Source organism: Defluviitalea phaphyphila (assembly GCF_001466305.1).
Classification (GTDB): Bacteria; Bacillota; Clostridia; order Lachnospirales; family Defluviitaleaceae; genus Defluviitalea_A; species Defluviitalea_A phaphyphila.
Window position 1 is genome coordinate 118,722 of record NZ_JWID01000003.1, and the last position, 20,362, is coordinate 139,083.

The 20,362-nt window shown below is 25.5% G+C and carries 14 protein-coding genes and 1 pseudogene; 5 read left to right on the top strand and 10 right to left on the bottom strand.

What is annotated here, in order from left to right; all coding sequences use genetic code 11:
• From OM90_RS03275 to OM90_RS03285, 3 genes are all read left to right on the top strand, one after another.
• The gene (locus tag OM90_RS03275; RefSeq protein WP_058485462.1) at positions 1-1,005 is read left to right on the top strand and encodes a sensor histidine kinase; all 1,005 of its coding nucleotides are present in this window, start codon (positions 1-3) and stop codon (positions 1,003-1,005) included.
• 115 nt (positions 1,006-1,120) lie between these two features.
• A complete protein-coding gene (locus OM90_RS03280; RefSeq protein WP_058485463.1) occupies positions 1,121-1,888 on the top strand; it encodes an ABC transporter ATP-binding protein in 768 nt (255 codons plus the stop codon).
• Positions 1,881-3,854 carry an FtsX-like permease family protein gene (locus tag OM90_RS03285; protein WP_058485464.1) on the top strand — a complete coding sequence of 658 codons (1,974 nt, stop codon included), beginning with the start codon at positions 1,881-1,883 and terminating at the stop codon, positions 3,852-3,854. The genes OM90_RS03280 and OM90_RS03285 overlap by 8 nt, the downstream gene beginning before the upstream one ends.
• 379 nt (positions 3,855-4,233) lie before the next feature.
• Here the strand turns inward: OM90_RS03285 and OM90_RS03290 are convergent, their stop codons facing one another.
• Positions 4,234-5,055: an AraC family transcriptional regulator gene (locus OM90_RS03290; protein ID WP_242860852.1), complete on the bottom strand. Its 822-nt coding sequence runs from the start codon at positions 5,053-5,055 to the stop codon at positions 4,234-4,236.
• Positions 5,056-5,312: 257 nt separating this feature from the next.
• Here OM90_RS03290 and uxuA point away from each other — a divergent pair, with 257 nt between their 5' ends.
• Together uxuA and OM90_RS03300 are read left to right on the top strand one after the other, a co-directional pair.
• A complete protein-coding gene (gene uxuA, locus OM90_RS03295; RefSeq protein WP_058485465.1) occupies positions 5,313-6,368 on the top strand; it encodes a mannonate dehydratase in 1,056 nt (351 codons plus the stop codon).
• Between the two features lies 1 nt (position 6,369).
• Complete coding sequence (locus tag OM90_RS03300) at positions 6,370-7,227, top strand: SDR family oxidoreductase (RefSeq protein ID WP_058485466.1); 858 nt, start codon at positions 6,370-6,372, stop codon at positions 7,225-7,227.
• A gap of 65 nt (positions 7,228-7,292) precedes the next feature.
• Here OM90_RS03300 and OM90_RS03305 read toward each other — a convergent pair whose 3' ends face one another.
• The 9 genes and pseudogenes from OM90_RS03305 to OM90_RS03345 all read right to left on the bottom strand — a co-directional run bounded on the left by OM90_RS03305 (position 7,293) and on the right by OM90_RS03345 (position 20,360).
• On the bottom strand, positions 7,293-8,354 hold the full coding sequence (locus tag OM90_RS03305) for a tyrosine-type recombinase/integrase (protein WP_058485467.1): 1,062 nt from the start codon (positions 8,352-8,354) through the stop codon (positions 7,293-7,295).
• Positions 8,355-8,478: 124 nt separating this feature from the next.
• Positions 8,479-10,323 carry an ABC transporter ATP-binding protein gene (locus tag OM90_RS03310; RefSeq protein WP_058485468.1) on the bottom strand — a complete coding sequence of 615 codons (1,845 nt, stop codon included), beginning with the start codon at positions 10,321-10,323 and terminating at the stop codon, positions 8,479-8,481.
• Positions 10,323-12,443 (bottom strand): ABC transporter ATP-binding protein, encoded by a 2,121-nt coding sequence (locus tag OM90_RS03315; protein WP_242860853.1) that lies wholly within the window; start codon positions 12,441-12,443, stop codon positions 10,323-10,325. The genes OM90_RS03310 and OM90_RS03315 overlap by 1 nt, the downstream gene beginning before the upstream one ends.
• A gap of 128 nt (positions 12,444-12,571) precedes the next feature.
• Entirely contained in the window at positions 12,572-12,913 is a 342-nt protein-coding gene (locus OM90_RS03320) for a phenylpyruvate tautomerase MIF-related protein (RefSeq protein ID WP_058485470.1), read from the bottom strand.
• Positions 12,914-13,028: 115 nt separating this feature from the next.
• Positions 13,029-13,451, bottom strand: a pseudogene (locus tag OM90_RS03325) (phospholipase D-like domain-containing protein); the annotation flags it as partial.
• 22 nt (positions 13,452-13,473) lie between these two features.
• Positions 13,474-14,055 carry a class I SAM-dependent methyltransferase gene (locus OM90_RS03330; protein WP_058485472.1) on the bottom strand — a complete coding sequence of 194 codons (582 nt, stop codon included), beginning with the start codon at positions 14,053-14,055 and terminating at the stop codon, positions 13,474-13,476.
• A gap of 10 nt (positions 14,056-14,065) precedes the next feature.
• Positions 14,066-16,513 carry a 3'-5' exonuclease gene (locus OM90_RS03335; protein ID WP_058485473.1) on the bottom strand — a complete coding sequence of 816 codons (2,448 nt, stop codon included), beginning with the start codon at positions 16,511-16,513 and terminating at the stop codon, positions 14,066-14,068.
• A 213-nt stretch (positions 16,514-16,726) separates the two neighbouring features.
• A complete protein-coding gene (locus OM90_RS03340; RefSeq protein ID WP_058485474.1) occupies positions 16,727-19,483 on the bottom strand; it encodes an S-layer homology domain-containing protein in 2,757 nt (918 codons plus the stop codon).
• A gap of 10 nt (positions 19,484-19,493) precedes the next feature.
• Positions 19,494-20,360: a prenyltransferase/squalene oxidase repeat-containing protein gene (locus tag OM90_RS03345; RefSeq protein ID WP_058485475.1), complete on the bottom strand. Its 867-nt coding sequence runs from the start codon at positions 20,358-20,360 to the stop codon at positions 19,494-19,496.
• Positions 20,361-20,362: the final 2 nt, after the last annotated feature.

Sequence of the window (20,362 nt, forward strand, 5' to 3'; positions counted from 1 at the left end):
ATGGGAAAAATTAATTTATCAACTCTAATGTTAGGATATTTTAGAGAAAAAATTAAGACTATACTCTTGTTTATAATTTATATTATAATTTTTGTAATTGTATGTACTCTTTATCAACTTAATAATCTATCACAAATTTTATATGCAGTAATTATATGTTTATTTATTAGTTTTAATTATTTAGTTGTAGATTTTATAAATTATAGAAAGCATATTTTAAAAATACATCAGATGTATATAAATAAAGAAAATTTATTAGAATTTTTACCTGAAACCAAAAATTTAAAAGAATTAAAATATCAAGAAATTATTAAAAGTATATTTATGGAAAATCAAAATCTTATTTTTAATACTAAGTTAAAAGAAACTGAAATGATGGACTATTATACATTATGGGTTCACCAAATAAAAACTCCTATAGCTGCTATTAAATTATTATTAAATAATAATAAAGATAAAAAATTTTCTTATAAACTTGAAGGAGAATTATTTAAAGTTGAACAGTATTTAGAAATGTTACTGCATTATTTAAGATTAGAAAGTATGTCTTCTGATATGTTATTAAAGGAATATGAACTTAATGATATTGTAAAACAGGCAGTAAAAAAATACGGACTATTATTTATTAATAAAAAACTTTCATTTAATATTGAAGATTTTAGTCTTATAATAGTTACTGATGAAAAATGGTTAACTTTTTGTTTGGAACAATTAATTTCTAATGCTATAAAATATACTCCTAAAGGAGGAATATCTATCTACTTAGAAAACAAATCTTTAGTTATAGAAGATACAGGGATTGGAATTAAAGATGAAGATTTACCTCGCATTTTTGAAAGAGGATTTACAGGCTATAACGGAAGAATGGATAAAAAATCTACAGGTTTAGGACTTTATCTATGTAAACAAATTTTAGACACATTATCCCATGGTATAAAAGTTGAATCAAAATTAGGAAAGGGAACAAAAATATTTATAGATTTTTCTAATCAGACTCATAAATAATTCTTACAAAAATGTAAGTTAAAAAGGAGAAATGTAAGCCTAATCGATGGCAACGCATTTCTCCTTATATTATTATAAAATTAATTAAAAAACTTTTACGGAAAGGATAGATATTATGGCTCTTTTAAAAGTAAAAAATATAAAAAAAATATATACCACTCGTTTAGGAGGTAATAAAGTTACTGCTTTAAATAATGTGAGTTTTTCAGTAGAAAAGGGAGAATATGTAGCTATAATGGGGGAATCTGGTTCTGGAAAAACCACTCTTTTAAATATATTAGCTTCTATAGACAAACCTACTAGTGGAGAAGTTTTTTTAGAAAATAAAGAGCTTTCAAAAATTAAACAAGGAGAATTGGCTGCTTTTAGAAGGGATAATTTAGGGTTTGTTTTTCAAGATTTTAATTTACTAGATACTTTTTCAATTCAAGATAATATTTTTTTACCCCTTGTTTTAGCAGGAAAATCTTATAACGAAATGAACGAAAAATTAAAACCTTTAGCTAAAAAATTAGGAATAGAAGATATATTAAAAAAATATCCCTATGAAGTTTCTGGAGGGCAAAAACAAAGAGCAGCAGTGGCTAGAGCTCTAATTACCTATCCCAAATTAGTTTTAGCTGATGAACCTACAGGAGCATTAGATTCTAAATCTGCTTCTAAGCTTCTAGAATTATTTTCAGATATTAATAAAGAAGGGCAAACTATTTTAATGGTTACCCATAGTATACAGGCAGCTAGCCATGCTAGTAGAGTAATGTTTATTAAAGATGGATGCATATTTAATCAAATATATCGTGGAAATTCTTCTAAGAAAGAAATGTACAAAAAAATATCCCATACCATGACCATATTACAAACAGGAGGGGATTATGATGAATAAAACTATTTTGCTACCTAAACTATCTATATTAGGTATTAAAAAAAATGGGACAACTTATTTCCCATATATACTATCTGGAATAATTTCAGTATTTGTTTTCTTTATTTTTTCATCAATTATAAAAAATGATATTATGAATACTTTACCCCATAGTTCATATTTGATTATTTTAATGAATATAGGCCTAATGTTGCTTAGAATAATTTTAATATTATTTCTCATATATACCAATAGTTTTTTAATTAAAAGAAGAAAAAAGGAATTAGGTCTTTATAATATCTTGGGTTTAGAAAAAAAACATATAATATTAATAATGATTGGGGAAACTTTAATTATATTTTTGATTACATTAGCTATAGGAATTTTATCTGGAATAGTATTTTCTAAATTAGCATTTGTATTATTACTTAATTTATCAAATATGCCTGTAGATATAGGTTTTACATTTAATTTTAAAGCATATCAGCAAACCTTTTATTATTTTCTACTTGCACATGGTATTAATTTAGTAATAAACATTTTTCAAATTATAAAGTCAAATCCAAAATCTCTTATGCAAGGAGAAAAAGAAGGAGATAAGGATCCTAAATATTTATGGATAATAGCAATTATAGGAATAGCTTTTCTAGGAATAGGATATTATATAGCTAATATTATAGAACTTAATAGTATGTTTTTTATTAATATTTTTGTGGCTATACTTTTAGTAATCTTGGGAACTCATAGTTTTTTTAGAGCTGGAATAATAGCATTACTTAAAATAATGAAAATAAATAAGAATTTTTATTACAATAAATCAAATTATGTAACTATTTCAGGAATGATTTATAGAATGAAAAAGAATACTTCTAGTTTAGCTAATATTTGTATCTTTAGCACAATGGTTATAATTACTTTATTATGTACCTTATCTCTTTGGAGTGGAATGGACCAATTACTATATTATCAATATCCTTATGATGTTATATTTAATTTTGATACCATTCACTTTAAAGAATATGAAAATTTTAATAAAAAATTAAACGAAATAATTGATAATACTAATATTAATATTGAAAATAGAATGGAATTTACTTATCAAGTATTAAAGGGATTTAAAAATAAAAATAGCTTTGTAAAAGCAAAAAGTACTCAACAAAGTAATTATAATATAAAATTAATTACCTTAGAGGATTTTAATAAAATACAGGAGGAATCACAAAAATTAGAAAATGATGAAATCATAATTATTACTCAAAATGATTCTCTGAAATACGATACTATGTTATTAAATAATACGGAATATAAAGTTAAAAAAATAATAACAGAAATAAATTTTGCTCCAAAAACAATGAGTATTGCTGGTTTAGATTCTTATTTGGTTGTAAAAAATAAAGAAATTATGGATAAAATCATCAAAGAATTCGTAAATACAGAAAATAATTCTCCTATATATACTATTCATATTCAGTTAAGAGGAGAGGATAAAAATAAAAAAGAATTCATATATGAATTGAATAATTGGTGTAAAACAAAAGACGGATTTATTAATATGAAAAATGGAATTTATGAAAGAGAAGAAAGCCAAGCTGTGTATGGAGGATTATTATTTATCGGAATATTTTTTGGAATTATATTCAGTATGTGTTTAATTTTAATTATGTATTATAAACAAATAACAGAAGGCTTTGAAGACCAAAATAATTTTAGTATTATGCAAAAAATAGGTATGAGTGATAAAGAAATGAGAGCTACTATAAAGCAACAAATATTATTAGTATTTTTTATTCCTTTAATAATGGCTATAATCCATACTATAGCTGGATTTAAAATGATAGTAAATCTTATGAAAACAATATATATATTTGATAGACAATTAATAATCTTGTCTGGAAGCATTATAGTAATATCATTTGCTGTATTATATATATTAACTTATATTATAACATCAAGAGCTTATTATAATATAGTAAAGGATATTAGATAAAAGGAAATAAATAGAATAATAATATATTTAACATAATAAATATATTATTTTAAAAGATATAGTTTTATATTAAAAAAATAAATTAACTTAAATATATAAAATAATATTTATGAATAATATAAAATAATATATCAAATAAAAAATTAGAATTTATGAGTTCATAAATTCTAATTTTTTATTTGTATAAGAGATGTATAAATATATTATATAAAATATAAATAAATTTTAAAGAATATTAAAATTTCACTATACTTTTCGTTAAAGTTGTGTTTCGCGAATAGTACTTTAAATAAATTATTTAAGATTATTTTATAAAATAATAACTTTTTATGATTATTTGTCTACTAATACTCTTCTCTTTATTAATAAAATTAATATTTTATTTAGTCATTAATTTATAAAACTGTTTTGGAGTAACTCCGTATTCATTTTTGAAAGCTCTAAAAAAATTAGAATAATCTCCAAAGCCACATTTTTTATAAACTTCAGTAATAGGTATTCTATTAAGGATTAATTCCTTTGCTCTTATTAACTTTTTTTGTACTATATATCTATGAATGGTTGTTTCTGTATATTTTTTAAATTCTCTAGAAAGATGAAATTTACTAATATAAAAATAATTTGCTAAATCATCAATCTTTATATCTTCTTCAAGATGATTATTAATATATTCTATAATATTATCTATTAAATTATTTTTATTAATATCAACATTAGTTGTCATTTCTTTGATTAACGATATATTGTTTATGTAAACCATCAATTCTGTAATATATGCTCTATATAATAGCTCATATCCAAATCCTTTTGTATTTTGTATATGTAATATTTTATTTAATAGTAATTTTATATTTTGTTGTATTTCAAAATCTACTCGTAAAATATTGTTTTTATTTTTGCTTTCAAAACAAAGAGTTAAGTCTACTTTATTATCAGAAAGACTTTTTAAAAAAGATTTTCTCATCCAAAGAACTATTCTATCATATGTTATATTTTTATTATTAATATTAGCTTGATGAAGTTCTTGAGAATTTATTAAAATTATATCACCTGGTTTTAATGAAAAAATTTTCCCTTCAATATAATAAGTTACATCTCCAGATATAAAAAAATATAGTTCATAGAAATCATGATGATGAAGTTTTACTTCTTTAAGTTTTGTATTCTGATAATGAAATATTTCAAAGTTGTTAGTAAGCATATATTGCCTACTAGAATATTGTTGGATTATTTTTTTTATTTCTAACACCTCTTTATTAAATTATTTAAACATAGTTTAAATAATTTGAGCAATTTTTGCAAGTATAATAGCAATAATAGCATATTTTTTATTAATATTTATTAATATAATAAATAAGTAAATATTATTAAATTAATTTATTTATATGTTATTTGTATTTAAATAAAATTATTTGCAAAAAATACATTATTAAACTTATTAAATTGGAGGAATAAAATATGAAATTATCCTTTAGATGGTATGGAAAAGATGATCCTGTAAAACTAAAATATATTAAGCAAATTCCTAATATGTATAGTATTGTAACTGCTATATATGATGTTCCTGTAGGAGAAGTATGGGATATGGATAGAATTTTAAAACTTAAAGAAGAAGTTGAAAATGCAGGACTTAAATTTGATGTTATTGAAAGTGTTCCTGTGCATGAAGATATTAAACTAGGACTTCCTACAAGAGATAAATATATTGCTAACTATAAACAAAACATCATTAATCTTTCTAAAGCTGGAGTTAAAGTAATATGCTATAATTTTATGCCGGTATTTGATTGGACAAGAACTCAACTTGATAAAGAATTAAGTGATGGTTCAACTACTCTAGTTTATTATAAAGATCAACTTGAAAAAATGGATCCTCTTACTGGAGAATTATCACTTCCAGGTTGGGATACTAGTTATACAAAAGAAGAATTAAAAGACATATTTGATAAATATTCTAAAGTAGATGAAGAAGCTTTATGGAGTAATCTTGAGTATTTTCTAAAAGAAATTATACCTGTTGCTGAAGAATATGATGTTAAAATGGCAATACATCCTGACGATCCTCCTTATAGTATATTTGGTTTACCAAGAATAATAACTAGTGAAAAAAATCTTGATAGATTTTTAAAGATAGTAGATAGTAAATATAATGGACTTACATTATGTACCGGTTCTCTTGGCTCAACTAATTCTAATGATGTTGTAAGAATGGTAGATAAATATGCAAGTCAAGGGCGTATACATTTTATACATGTTAGAAATGTAAAATTATATCCAGATGACAGTTTTGAAGAAAGTGCCCACTACTCTCCTTGTGGTTCTTTAGATATTGTTGCAATTATTAAAGCTCTTCATAAAAACAATTTTGATGGATATTTAAGACCAGATCATGGTAGAATGATTTGGGGTGAAACTGGAAGACCTGGATATGGATTATATGACCGTGCTTTAGGTGCTATGTATATTACAGGTATATGGGAAACCCTTGAAAAAATAAGCAAAGGAGATGAATAAAATGAAACTACCTTTTCATATAGATTTAAAAGATAAAGTTGTAGTTATAACTGGTGGTGCAGGAGTTATTGGAAGTTCTTGGGTAGATGCTCTTGCAGAATGTGGTGCAAAAGTTGCAATTCTTGATTTAAAGTTAGAACTTGCAGAAAAAAAGGCTGCTGAAGTTGTAGCTAATGGAAAAACTGCTATAGGTGTACAAGCAAATGTATTAGATAAAGAAAGTCTTAAAGAAGCTCATAAAATAGTTTTAGAGAAATTTGGGCCCTGTGATATACTTATAAATGGGGCTGGTGGTAATAACCCTAAAGGAACAACTACAAAAGAATATTTATTTTTAGAAGATTTAAAAGAAAATAATAAAGATTTAATTACCTTTTTTGACCTTGATGAAAAAGGAATACAATTTGTTTTTGACCTTAATTTCTTAGGGACTTTACTTCCTTGTCAAGAGTTTGCTAAAGATATGATAGGAAGAAAAGGTTGTAACATAATTAATGTTTCTTCCATGAATGCATTTACTCCTCTTACTAAAATACCAGCATATTCAGGTGCTAAGGCTGCTATATCAAATTTTACAAAATGGCTTGCGGTTCATTTTTCTAAAGTTGGAATAAGAGTAAATGCTATTGCACCAGGTTTTCTTCTAACTAGTCAAAATGAAGCACTACTTAAAAATCCTGATGGAAGTCTTACAGAGCGTTCACACAAAATATTAAATAGTACTCCAATGGGAAGATTTGGAGAACCTGGCGAACTTATAGGAGCTCTTTTGTTCTTAATAAGTGAAGAAGCTTCTAGTTTTGTTAATGGTGTAGTTCTTCCTGTTGATGGTGGATTTTCAGCTTACTCTGGAGTTTAATAAAAATAGAAAGCCCATAAGGGCTTTTTGTTTTTATTAAAAGGTAGACATAAGATTTTTATGGTCTACTTAGTGTAATTATATGTAAATCCTCTTCTTGCTTTTGATAAACGTTCTTCAGCTGGTTCTGCATAAAATTTTCTAGTTGTTTCTACAGAAGCATGTCCTAGGGCTTCTCTTGTCATTTCTATATCTCCGGTAGAATTATAAAATGCCATACCAAAGGACCTTCTAAATGTATGAGGAGATATATTTATATTAAGGTTTGAGCGATATTGATATTTTTTTAGCATTATTTGTACTGTTCTAGGACTAATTCTTTTTTTATGCAAAGAAATAAATAAAGCTCTTTCTTTTACATCAGCCATAGCCTTTCTATATTCTATATAGTTTTTTATATCTTTACACACTAAATCGGGAAGGTCTACTAAATGTTCATCTCCTCCCTTTCGGATTACTTTTATTTTTTGTTCTTCCATAGATACATCTTCTATATCTAGTTGAACCAATTCAGATATTCTAATTCCAGTAAAGCCTAGGATTAAGACTATTATATAATCTCTGAATTTGACTCTTTCATGGAATTTCATACTTCTTTGATTTTCAATTCCTATATCTTTTCTTATGGTATCTAAAAATTTTTGAATTTCTTCTCCAGTAAGTTTATTTTTTATTTCTTTCTTTTTATTTACTTTTAAATTTACATTAGCAGCAACATCTTTTATATAAGGATATTCTTTTGAAAGATATTTATAAAATGTTCTTAAACTAGCTAATTTTCTATTTTTAGATATTCTAGTATTACTTACAGTTTTATTGATTATTTTACCTTTTTTAGATATAACTTGTACGGTATAATAATCAAGATATTTTAGGTAATCTCTTATCTCTTTTTCAGTAATATTTTTCAAATCTTTAGGAGATATATTTTTTATTTCTATGTTTTTAAATTCAGGGAGTTCTTTTAGAAATCTAAAAAATATTGTTAAATCTAAAAGATATGCATTTATGGTTTGTAATGATTTTTCTAATTCTATGCTATCAATAAATTCGCCTACAAAATTAGGAAAAGTTTTCAATTTCGCTCGTATATTTTTTTTGAGTTTAATTTCTAAATCTGATTTCAAGTCTATTCCTCCTAAAATGAAAATAATATAGTATATTATATCATAATAATTTCGCAAAAGGTTAGTTTTGCGAAATTATTTTCAATTTATAAAAATCGCCAGAATTTTATCCGACGATTTTTATTTATATATTTTCTTCAAACTGACTATTATATAAATCTGCATAAAATCCTTTTTGTTTTAATAATTCTGTATGGGTTCCTTTTTCTATAATATCTCCATTTTTCATTACTAAAATCATATCCGCTTCTTTAATAGTAGATAATCTATGAGCAATAACAAAACTAGTACGCCCTTTCATTAAATTATTCATAGCTTTTTGAATAAGCAGTTCGGTTCTTGTATCTACACTGGAAGTAGCTTCATCTAAAATTAAAATAGGTTTATTAGCTAAAATAGCTCTAGCAATAGTTAATAATTGTTTTTGTCCTTGAGAAATATTACTGGCATCTTCATTAAGCTCCATATTATATCCTTCTGGTAAAGTTTTAATAAAATGATGAGCATGAGCAGCTTTAGCAGCCGCAATAACTTCTTGGTCCGTTGCATCAAGTCTACCATATCTAATGTTTTCCATGATACTGCCTTTAAATAACCAAGTATCTTGTAAAACCATTCCAAAAGCTTTTCGTAAATCCTTACGATTAAAATTACGGATATCATGCCCATCTATTTTGATACTACCATTATTTATATCATAAAATCTCATTAACAATTTAACTATGGTTGTTTTACCTGCTCCTGTAGGCCCTACAATTGCCACTGTTTGGCCTGGCTTTACTTCGCAGCTAAAATTATTAATAATAATTTTATCCGCATTATATCCAAAGCATACATTTTCAAAACTCACTTCTCCTTTAATATTATCTACTAATACAGGGTTTGCTACAGTTTGATTTTCTTCTTCTTCAGCTAAAAATTCAAAAACTCTCTCTGCAGCGGCTGCCATACTTTGAAGCATATTAGAAACTTGAGCCATTTGAGCAATAGGTTGCGTAAAATTTCTTACATACTGAATAAATGCTTGAATATCCCCTACTGTAATAACACTTTTTATAGCTAATATGCTTCCAGAAATCGCAACTCCCACATATCCTAGATTTCCAACAAAATTCATAATAGGTTGCATTAGTCCTGAAAAAAACTGGCTTTTCCATGCAGAACTAAATAATATATTATTAGTTTCTTCAAACTCAGATAAAACATCATTTTCTCTATTAAAAGCTTTAATTACATTATGGCCACTATATACTTCTTCTACTTGACCATTAATTGTTCCCAGGTATTCTTGTTGCGTCTTAAAGTATTTTTGACTAAATTTGATAACTACACTTATTAAAAATGATGATACAGGAAGAATTATAAAAACTATTAAAGTCATAATGGGACTTATGGTAAGCATCATAATTAAAACACCAATTATTGTAGTAAAACTAGTAATAAGCTGTGTTATACTTTGGTTCAAATTCTGTCCTAAAGTATCTACGTCATTGGTAATTCGAGATAATACTTCTCCTACTGTCTTACTTTCAAAATATTTCATAGGTATGCGATTTATTTTTTCGCTTATTTCTCGGCGCATTCTATAGCTAATTTTTTGAGATACTCCAGTCATAATCCACCTTTGTATAAAATTAAAAATCGAACTAATAATATATACAATCAAAAGAAGAACTAAAATATTTCCTATTTCTTTAAAATTTATTTCACCCGTTTCTGAAATTTTAGCTACTAGCCCATTAAATAATTCTGTTATTGCTTTACTCAAAATCTTAGGACCTATTATATTAAATATTGTACTTCCCGTAGAAAATATAACTACAAAAATAATTGCTATTTTATATTTTCCCATATAAGAAATTAATTTTTTTATACTTCCTTTAAAATCTTTAGGTTTTTCTCCTGGAACCATGCCTCTACCAGGACCTTTTATAGAGCTACTCGTAGAATTTGCATTATCTTTATTCATTATAGTTCACCTTCTTTCATTCCAAGTTCTTTCGGACTTAACTGACTTTTAGCAATTTCTTTATATGTTTCACAATTTAATAATAATTGTTTATGAGTGCCTATTCCTACTATTTTCCCTTCATCTAAAACTATAATCTGGTCTGCATTCATAATAGTTGAAATACGCTGAGATACAATAATTACTGTAGCATCCTTAACTTTTTTATTTAAAGCTCGACGCAGTATTACATCAGTTTTATAATCAAGTGCTGAAAAACTATCATCAAATAAAAATATTTTTGGATTTTTGGCTATAGCTCTTGCTATAGATAATCTTTGTTTTTGTCCTCCAGATACGTTTTTCCCTCCTTGAGAAATTTGACTTTTATATTTTTGGGACTTTCCTTCAATAAATTGAGATACCTGAGCAATCTTTGCAGCTTCTATCATTGCTTCATCAGAAATATTATTTCCTCCAAATTTTAAATTAGATTCTATATTTCCACTAAATAAAATGCTTTTTTGAGGAACTAATCCTAATAAATCATGTAAAGTTTTTTGACTAATATCTCTAATATCTATTCCATCAATAGTAATTTTCCCAATAGTTACATCATAAAATCTAGGAATTAAATTTATTAGTGTAGATTTACCACTTCCTGTACCTCCAATGATGGCAGTTACTTTTCCAGGCTTAGCAATAAAATTAATATTTTCTAATACATTTTCCTCAGCTCCTGGAAAATGAAAAGAAACATTATGAAATTCTAATACTCCATTCCAGTGTTCCTTTTCTTTTTCTATAGCATCAGGTTTATTTAAAATAGAAGATTCTGTATTTAATACTTCTTTAATACGATTTGCAGAAACATTTGCTCTAGGTAGCATAATTGAAATCATAGTAAGCATCATAAAAGACATAACTATTTGCATAGTATAAGTAATAAAAGCCATCATATCTCCCACTTGAAGATTTCCTAAATCGATTCCCTTTGCTCCAAACCATACAATTATTATGGTAATAGTATTCATTATTAACAGCATAATTGGGAACATAAAACTCATAACACGACTTGTAAATAATTGTGTTTTCATTAATTTGCGATTTGCATTATCAAATCGTTTTTCTTCATATCTTTCACGGCTAAATGCTCTAACAACAGAAATTCCTGTTAAAATTTCACGACTAACCAAATTTAAATTATCAACAAATTCCTGCATCCTTTTAAATTTTGGCATGGCAATCTTAATTAAAATTGAAATCAATATTAAAATAGTCCCTACTGCTGCAGCAATAATCCAACCCATACCTGTTTTAGTATTATATACTTTTATTACTCCTCCAATCCCCAGTATGGGAGCATATAAAACCATACGCAATAAAATAACTATTGTCTGTTGTATTTGCTGTACATCATTGGTTGTTCTCGTAATAAGAGAAGCTGTAGAAAATTTATCTAATTCATTTTTAGAAAAAGAAATAACTTTTTTAAATACATTTTGTCGCAATTCCATTCCAATTTTTGCAGCAACTCTACTTGCTATTAATCCCACTAAAATTGAAGCTAATGCCATGAGTAAAGTTACTCCCAACATTTTAGCTCCTGTAATTAATAAATATTTTATTTGTATATCTCCAATATTAATTCCCATTGCCTCATATTCTTTTTGTATAAATAAAACAGCTTTTTGCTGAATAAAATTACTATTTAAATTCCCCATTGATTCAATGGCAGAATCTTTCATATCGATAAGTTGTTCCTTTGATATAATTCCATTATTTAAAGCTATTTTTATATCTTCTAACTTAGTGGTTGAATTATTTTCCAATTGAGATAAAATTAATATTGGAATTTCTAAAATATAATTTAATTTCTCAATATATTCTTTATCATCTAAATATAATTTATAATACCCTGTATCATCTAAACGATAAGAATTTTCTATTATCTGTATTTCTTCATCTTTCATAAATAACTTTAAATTTTCTAAAGTTTCTGCTCTAATTTGATTTGGTACTGCATTAGGAATACCTTTTTGCTGAATTCCAATATCTACAATATCGCTAGTATAAGAAGGTAAAGATAAGTCGGATAAAGCTCTAATTATTAGTAAAAATAATATAATAAGAATGGACATTTTTGAGTTTTTTAAGTATATTAAAATTTCCAATATATAACTCCTTCCTGTATTTTTTATAAAAATAAAAAAATAAAGTGTTTATACTTATAAGCATAAACACTTTACTATTTTTTATAATTATTTTTTTAAAAATTTGTTCCGTTCCATCCCCAATGCTCTACTTCTTCATATTTTACATATACACAATCTGGTTGTATTTGCAATTCTTCATTTAAAATATTTGTGATTTCTTTAGTAAGATTTGAATATACTTCTTTAGAAGCTTTTCCTAATAATTTAACTTCAACAAAGGCTAAAGGCTTTTCGTTGCTTCCTTTAAAATACATATATGCATTATCTTTAAAAGAAAGCATAAGAAAATTTTCACTTTTACCTATTAGCTCAATAGCTTTTCCTAATTTTGTTTTAATAGCTTCTCTTTTTTTCTCATCCATAGTTACTGTTGTTGTTGTGCTAATATATGGCATAATATAACCCCTTTCTATCAACATATTAATTTATTTTTATACTAAATAATTTATAATAAAATTCTATATTTTTCAAATCTGTTTTTATAAAATTCTATTGTGATTTTAGAATTCTATAATTCCATTCTACTCCATTAGTTAAGGCAGACTTAGACATATTAGACGAACCTATAAATATCTCTCCATCATTTTCATATTCGAATATATATGCTTTTGGGTGAAAAGATTTATTAGGAACGTTATAAAATCTAATATCAACTTTATCATTAGTAATATCTTTAATAAGATATAGAGCCTGTGGTTGAGTTATATTTAAATAATTACCTGTTAAGATACGAATTGGTATATTCATATTTGCTGCTTTTTTTAATTCAGGTTGCAACAGCCAAACTCCTGATTCCATTAAAAATGAAACATTTATATCGACTGTTTTTAATTTTTTATTAAATGCCTCTTTAATGGCACATATTAAATAATCATCATCTCCTGTAAAACAGTTTTTATCTTGAGACTTTAAAGTTCTTAAAGGTTTTTGCATATATTTCACCCTTTAATTTTGCCTATTTTTTTATAAGCCATGCATTAAGCCAATATTCATTAGGTCTATTTTCTCTAACGTCCTTTGTCTTATCTAGTTTTATCAACTCAAATCCTTTATGATTTTGTATCAGTTTATTAAAACTCTTTTCATTGTGATATCTAAAATATCTTCCATCACGCCATTCTTTTTTATCTCCATATTTAAAAGAAGAATAAAAAATCCCTTTAGGTTTTAAACTGTTATAAATACGATTTAATACATCATCTATTTCAGAATCATTTATATGAAGTAGACTAGCACAAGCCCAAACTCCATCAAATTCTTCAAAAAAATTTATTTCTTGAAATTTTATATTTAATACAGGTTGTTTTATAAATTTAGACCCTAATTTAGCCATTTCCTTTGAGCCATCTACAGCTGTAACTTTATATCCATTGTTTATAAAAAATAAACTATCTCTTCCTGATCCACAACCTAGATCTAAAATATGACCTTTTGATTTTATATATTGTAAGAAAAAAACGTAAAGACTACTCATATCTGCTTTAACCGTATTTATAAAAAATTCTTTTGCATTTTTATTGTAATATTCAATACTCATATTATACACCTTATTTTTTCGATTTTAGTATTCCAATTACTACTCCATTTATAAATACATCAGTCTTTTTCATTTGAATAGGTTCATAGTTTTCATTTTCAGGAATTAAGAGAACGTAGTCTCCCATATTCATATATTTTTTTAAAGTAGCATTTTCATCTATAGTTACAACTACTATATCCATATTTTTAGCTGTATTTTGTTTATGAACTACTACATAATCGCCATATTCAATGTCAGCCCCCTGCATACTATCCCCTACTACTTTTAATAAAAAACATTCATTATTTCCTTCTAACCAATCTGATGGAATTCTAAAATCTTCTCCTAATTCTTCATTAACAATTTTAGGAACTCCTGCTACAATTTCTCCATACACATTTAATTTTTCTAAATTTTCATAAATTAATTCTTCATTTTCTCCTTCTCTATTTATAATAATATCTTCTGAATTTTCACGATCTCTTGAAAATATATATCTTTGTCTATGTTTTATATCTATATAAGTATATGTTTCTATACTAGAAGGAAGCATTGAAGGATGAAAAGAAGGTATTTCTTCTATTTTTTCAAAATCCTTATTAATTATAACTAAATCATATCCATCTGTTACTATTCCATATTGACAGGTTTTACTTACGTTCATATAAGACTTTAGTTGACACAATGCATTTTCTATGCCTGTTTTTAATGCTTTAGTTTCTATATAAATATAAGGAATCTTTTCATTATTTTTATAAATATAAACAACTATATCTACAAATCCTACTTTAGAAAAATTGTAAACTTTTTGTTCTATATCAATTAAACTTTTTGGATAATTATAAGTATTTATTAGTTCTGAAATTACCCACTGTCTTATTTTTTCTTCATTAGAATAAATATCTTTTATTTTATCAGAAAAATAATAATTATGTATTTGTATAGGATAATATTTTCTCATTTTACTTTCCATACGCATTTTTAAATATCTGGGGTTTATTTCATTGATAAATTTAGATGGTTTACCACTACTTGTTAAATACAATAATTCATTAGATCTTGTCATACCAACATATAATAATTTTCTTTCATTACTTTCTATTGCTTTTTCATCTATAAAATCTCCTTGAGTATATGACGGTATAATATCCTCATTTAAACCACAAATAAACACCACTTTAAATTCTAACCCCTTTATAGAATGCATAGTTAATAATTTAACTGCTTCATCTTCAAAATTAGGATTAGTTCTATCTATCATTTTTGATATTATATTTTTTTCATTTAAATATTCTTTAATAGTTATAAGTTGATTTCTTGTTTTTGCAATGACTGCAATATCACTTATTTTATATCCATTAGAAAATTTTTTCTTTATTTCTAAAGCTATATATTCTGCTTCATCTTTAACATTTTTAAATAGTCGATAAACAGGATATTCTCCTTTTCTATCAATTAATGATGGTTTTACAAAATTTTCATCATCTAAAATATTCTCATCTTTTTCTAATAAACTATAAGCTGCTTCTGCTATTTGAGTAGTAGTACGATAATTTTTACTTAAAGAATTACTTTTTCCAGTCATATTAAATCCAATACTACTAAAACTTCTTCCTTTTACTAGCCAAGAATGGGGATAAATACTTTGTGCTGTGTCAGCAATAAAACAAAAACTAGAATATTCTTTTTCATTATATAATTCTTTTAAAAGTTCAATTTGAACTCTTGTTAAATCTTGGCTTTCATCTACAATAATATGAGTATATTTTTCATTTACTTTTCTTTTTGCTTCTTTTAAAGCTAAAAGTGCCATAGTTTTACCGTCAATAAATCCTTGTTCCATTAACACTTTATCAAAAAGATTCATTAATTGAAAAATTATTCGTCTTGTATCAGAATTTTTATGTAGCCTTTGAGGCCCTTCTGAAGCACCGTTAGTCCTTCCTAATCTATCAACATTCTGATATTCTTCTAATTCCATATAATTACAAGATTTTATCCAATCAATTTCATCCAATATAAATTTCATATTTTTTTGATCTAATATTTTAATATTTGGATTTTGTTTTTTTAACATTTCTATACATCTATTCATTGTATTGTAAATAATTTTATTATCATAAGTAAGCTCATAGGGGAAGTTAGTTCTTTTTTTATAAATTTTAAAATAACTATATAATATCTGATCTATGGTATATATTTTAACTTTGTCTTTTTTATCTATAAATAAGTCATCAAAACTCATTTGATCTTGATCTTCAATTTTAGAATATATATATTTTATATAATTAATTAAAGTTCTATTGTATGTAACCATAAGAATTTTATCATCTTCTCCGTAACAATAATGATTTAAAAGATGTGGTATTCTATGTACTGCTACGGTTGTTTTTCCACTTCCAGCGACTCCTTTAATTAACATGTGACCATTTGGTTTGCTTGATACTAATCTATTTTGTTCCATATTGAGTTTCATTTTGTCATCTCCCCTCGAGACATTAAAGGTTATTTTTTATCATCGAATTAAGTAATATATTGTATTTTCTTGTATCTTTTATACTATTATAAATTATTAGAAATGATTTTACAATAATATATACAAAAACCACAAATATTAGTACTAGTTTTAATATAAAATAAAAAGGGCTTGTATCAGCAAATTTTTGCTAACACAGTAGCCCTATTATTTTTATTCAACTACTAAATTATATAGGTTATATAATATTATAGCAACTTCTGCTCTTGTTGCATTTTGATTAATAGTTTCATAATTTGAAGTATCTAATACTCCTTCTCTTTCTGCCATGGCCACACTTGATTTTGCCCAGTCAGGAATATTCTTATATTCCTCTTTAATTATTTCTTCTTCTTTTATAGGTTTATACCCTTCATTTAATAAAATATTTTCAACGATTTTTATAACTTCTTGTTTTGTTATATTCCCTTTAGGGTCGAAAGTTTTTTCATCTTTTCCGTTTATAATATCATTTTCATAAGCTAATTTTATGGTATCATAATACCATTTATCTTCTTTTACATCTTCAAAAGGCATTTCCATATCTTTTGAAGTATATTTTAACATTCTCACTATTAAAGTGGCAACTTCTGCCCTAGTTATATTAGCATTAGGGTCAAAAGTATCTTCAGTTCTACCATTGATTATACCCTTAGATGCTAAAGCTTCTATTTTATCTTTTGCTTCTTTTACTTCATTTAGATCATTAAAAGTTTTATTGTTTTCTTTTATAAAATATTTTCCAAAGTTATTGGTTATAAATGTAATTTTTTCATCATTATCATTATAAACTCCACCCATATTTTCAATAGTACCATCATCTTTTAACTGAAAAACTGTTAAATCGTCTTTCTTATCTATATATTCATCATAATTTATACTTATAGTTATTGGATTTTTAAGATTTATAACATCATTTTCATCAGTTTTTATATTTAAATCGATTAAAGAAACTTCTTCGGGAATTAAAGCTTTTTCATTTTCTTTTAAATTAGAGACATCTATTTCTTCTATATTTAAAGTTATACTTTTTTCTTTAACATCTTCTGTTAAATCTTTAGTATCTATATTAAGTATCACCTTATCTGCTTGCACTACTATTTTATCAACTTCTTTTTCAAATAATTTTTCCATTAATATTGCTGGTAATGTTACTGAATTTTGATTTTTATCAGTTTTTATTTTAAATTGGCTTTGTGCTAATTTATTCGTAGTATTAATATCACTATATTTTTCTTTTGCCTCAAGAGTAATATCTATCATATCATCTATAATTTCTTCTATTCTATCTTTATCTTCCATGTCATTTATTAATAATAAAGCATCATTTATATATGAAGAAGATATTCTTGTAAATTCTTCAAAACCTTCTTCTGTTTTTACTATATTTAATGAATCATTTATTACGTCATTTACTTCTAAAATATAATTTTTAAAACTTTCTTTATCATTTACTATTTCATTTATTAAATCATCCAAAGAAATTAATGTTTTTTCTTCATCTTTGCTTTTTAAAATTTCCTTTATATCATCTACCATCTTCTCTGGAGAACTATTATTTATCAATCCTCCTCCACTTGCACTACTAGTATTTCTGCTATCGCTGGTATAGTCAGAAGTATAAAACCAGTGTATATAATCACCATCAGAAACCTCATAATTTGCGGCAGATACAGCTACTGTTTCCCCATTTACATTAAACATCCAACCACTCATAGGGCCTTTATCAAACTCTGATAATCCATTTATACTTTTTACATATGCATTTCCAACAATAGTATAAGAAATCCTTCTATCACTTAATACTTTTTCTAATACATCTAATATAGTATCTCCTTCATTTACGGTTATATTAGTTTTAGAGATAATTGTCTCATCATATCCTGTTATTTTTATAGATACTGTAATTGTACCTGTACTATTTTGTATATTATCATTATTAGAGTTATTATCGGAAGTATCATTAGATAAATCAACTATACCTCCTAATCTTAAATACCCTTCTAAAGCCTTTGTATTATTCTTTATTCCGCCATATAATCCAAAACTTCCATCTTCATTTAAAGCATTTTCTATTAAATAATCCTTAGGCCCTCTTCCATTACTTTTCCATGAATTTAAATCTTTATCTAATAAATCTAATATATTAATTACTTCTACAGTATCTGTTAATGGATCATCCCATCCATACACAAAACTACCATCATCTTGCTGATTTGATTTTATCCATTCTAATCCCTTATCAATAGCTGTTTGTACTTCTTCTTTATTAGATACATAATCTTTTAAATAAATTAAAGAACGTATAGCTTGAGCGGTAGACATAAAATCAGGGCCCCAAGAACTTTCCCAAGTGCCTGTTTCTTGATTCTGAGTATTTAATATATATTCAACAGCTTTTTGAGTATTAATTTGATTAATTACTCCTGCTCTTCCTAAAGCTTCAAAAGCTGGCATATCAATATAAATATTATTTGCAAAAGACCCATCATCATTTTGTTTTTCTTTTAATAGGTCTAATAGTTCATTTGCTCTAGAATTTTCTCCTATGCTTTTCATAGCTAAATAAGAATGGCTTATGTTCTTAGCATCATAACTAGGATTTCCTAATATTTCATCTACTAAATCAATACAATTATCTTTTAAACTCTTTCCATCATACACATATGTATCTACATCAATATCTACTTTTGCTTCATTTAACATATAAATATCATAAACTCCTAAATTAACATATTTTGTATCTACAGGAGTGCCTGACATAAATGCCTCTATATTATTTTTTGCTGCTTTAGTTGCTAGTTTAGACAAAATATCTTCTTCTTGTGCTAAAACAGTATTTAAGCCTAATTGTGCTGGTAATATATTAACTAATGTCATTATAAAAATAATAGTTGCTAATATAAACTTATTTTTTCTTATAGTTTTCATCTAAATCCCCCTATTGTATAGTATTTAATAAGTTTTTATTTTTTTTAATAAAATTAGTAGCATTATGTAATCTAGTAAATATTGATATTCCTCTTTCATAATCATTAATAGCAATTAATCCATGCCATGTAGATATATAATTACTTTTATTTAATGTTTTTAAATGTTTAAATCCACCATCAGGCAATTTATACTCTAATAGCTTGTCATATAAAGACTTTTCAACTTCTAATCCTAACATAGTTTTTGCCATAATATACCAAGCTACAGATTCACAGGTACTTTTTTTATCTATATTGTTCTCAATAAAGTTTAAAGCTTTTTTTACTTCAATGGAATTTTCATCTAATCCAAGAATTTTATAAGCCACTATTGCCATAGCTGTCATATCTATATCTGAGTTATCAGAATTTACAAAAACAGCAAATCCACCATCTTCATTTTGATTTTGTTTTAACCATTTTAACGCTTTTTCTTTGTCATAATTATCTTCTCCTGCAACATACAAAGAAATAATTCCCCATATATGAGCATTTATTAACTCATTTCCTGTTCCATCTATATTATCAGCAAACTTTCCTCTATAATTTTGCGAATTTATAACTTTTTTTATTTCCTTTGATACATCTATTCCTAATGGAAGTGCTCCTACAATATAAGCTTCATAATCGGTAGTTATTGTAGATGTTATTTTTTCTAATGTTTTGTCCTTAACATTATTAGCATTAGAATATAATGCTAATATTCCCCATTCATCTAATTCGTAATTGTTTAAAACTTCAACTGTATCTTTATTATTAGTTAAAGCAAAGGAAATATTTGTAATAAATATTGAAAATATTAATATTAAACTAGTAATTCTTTTTATTTTTTTCATAT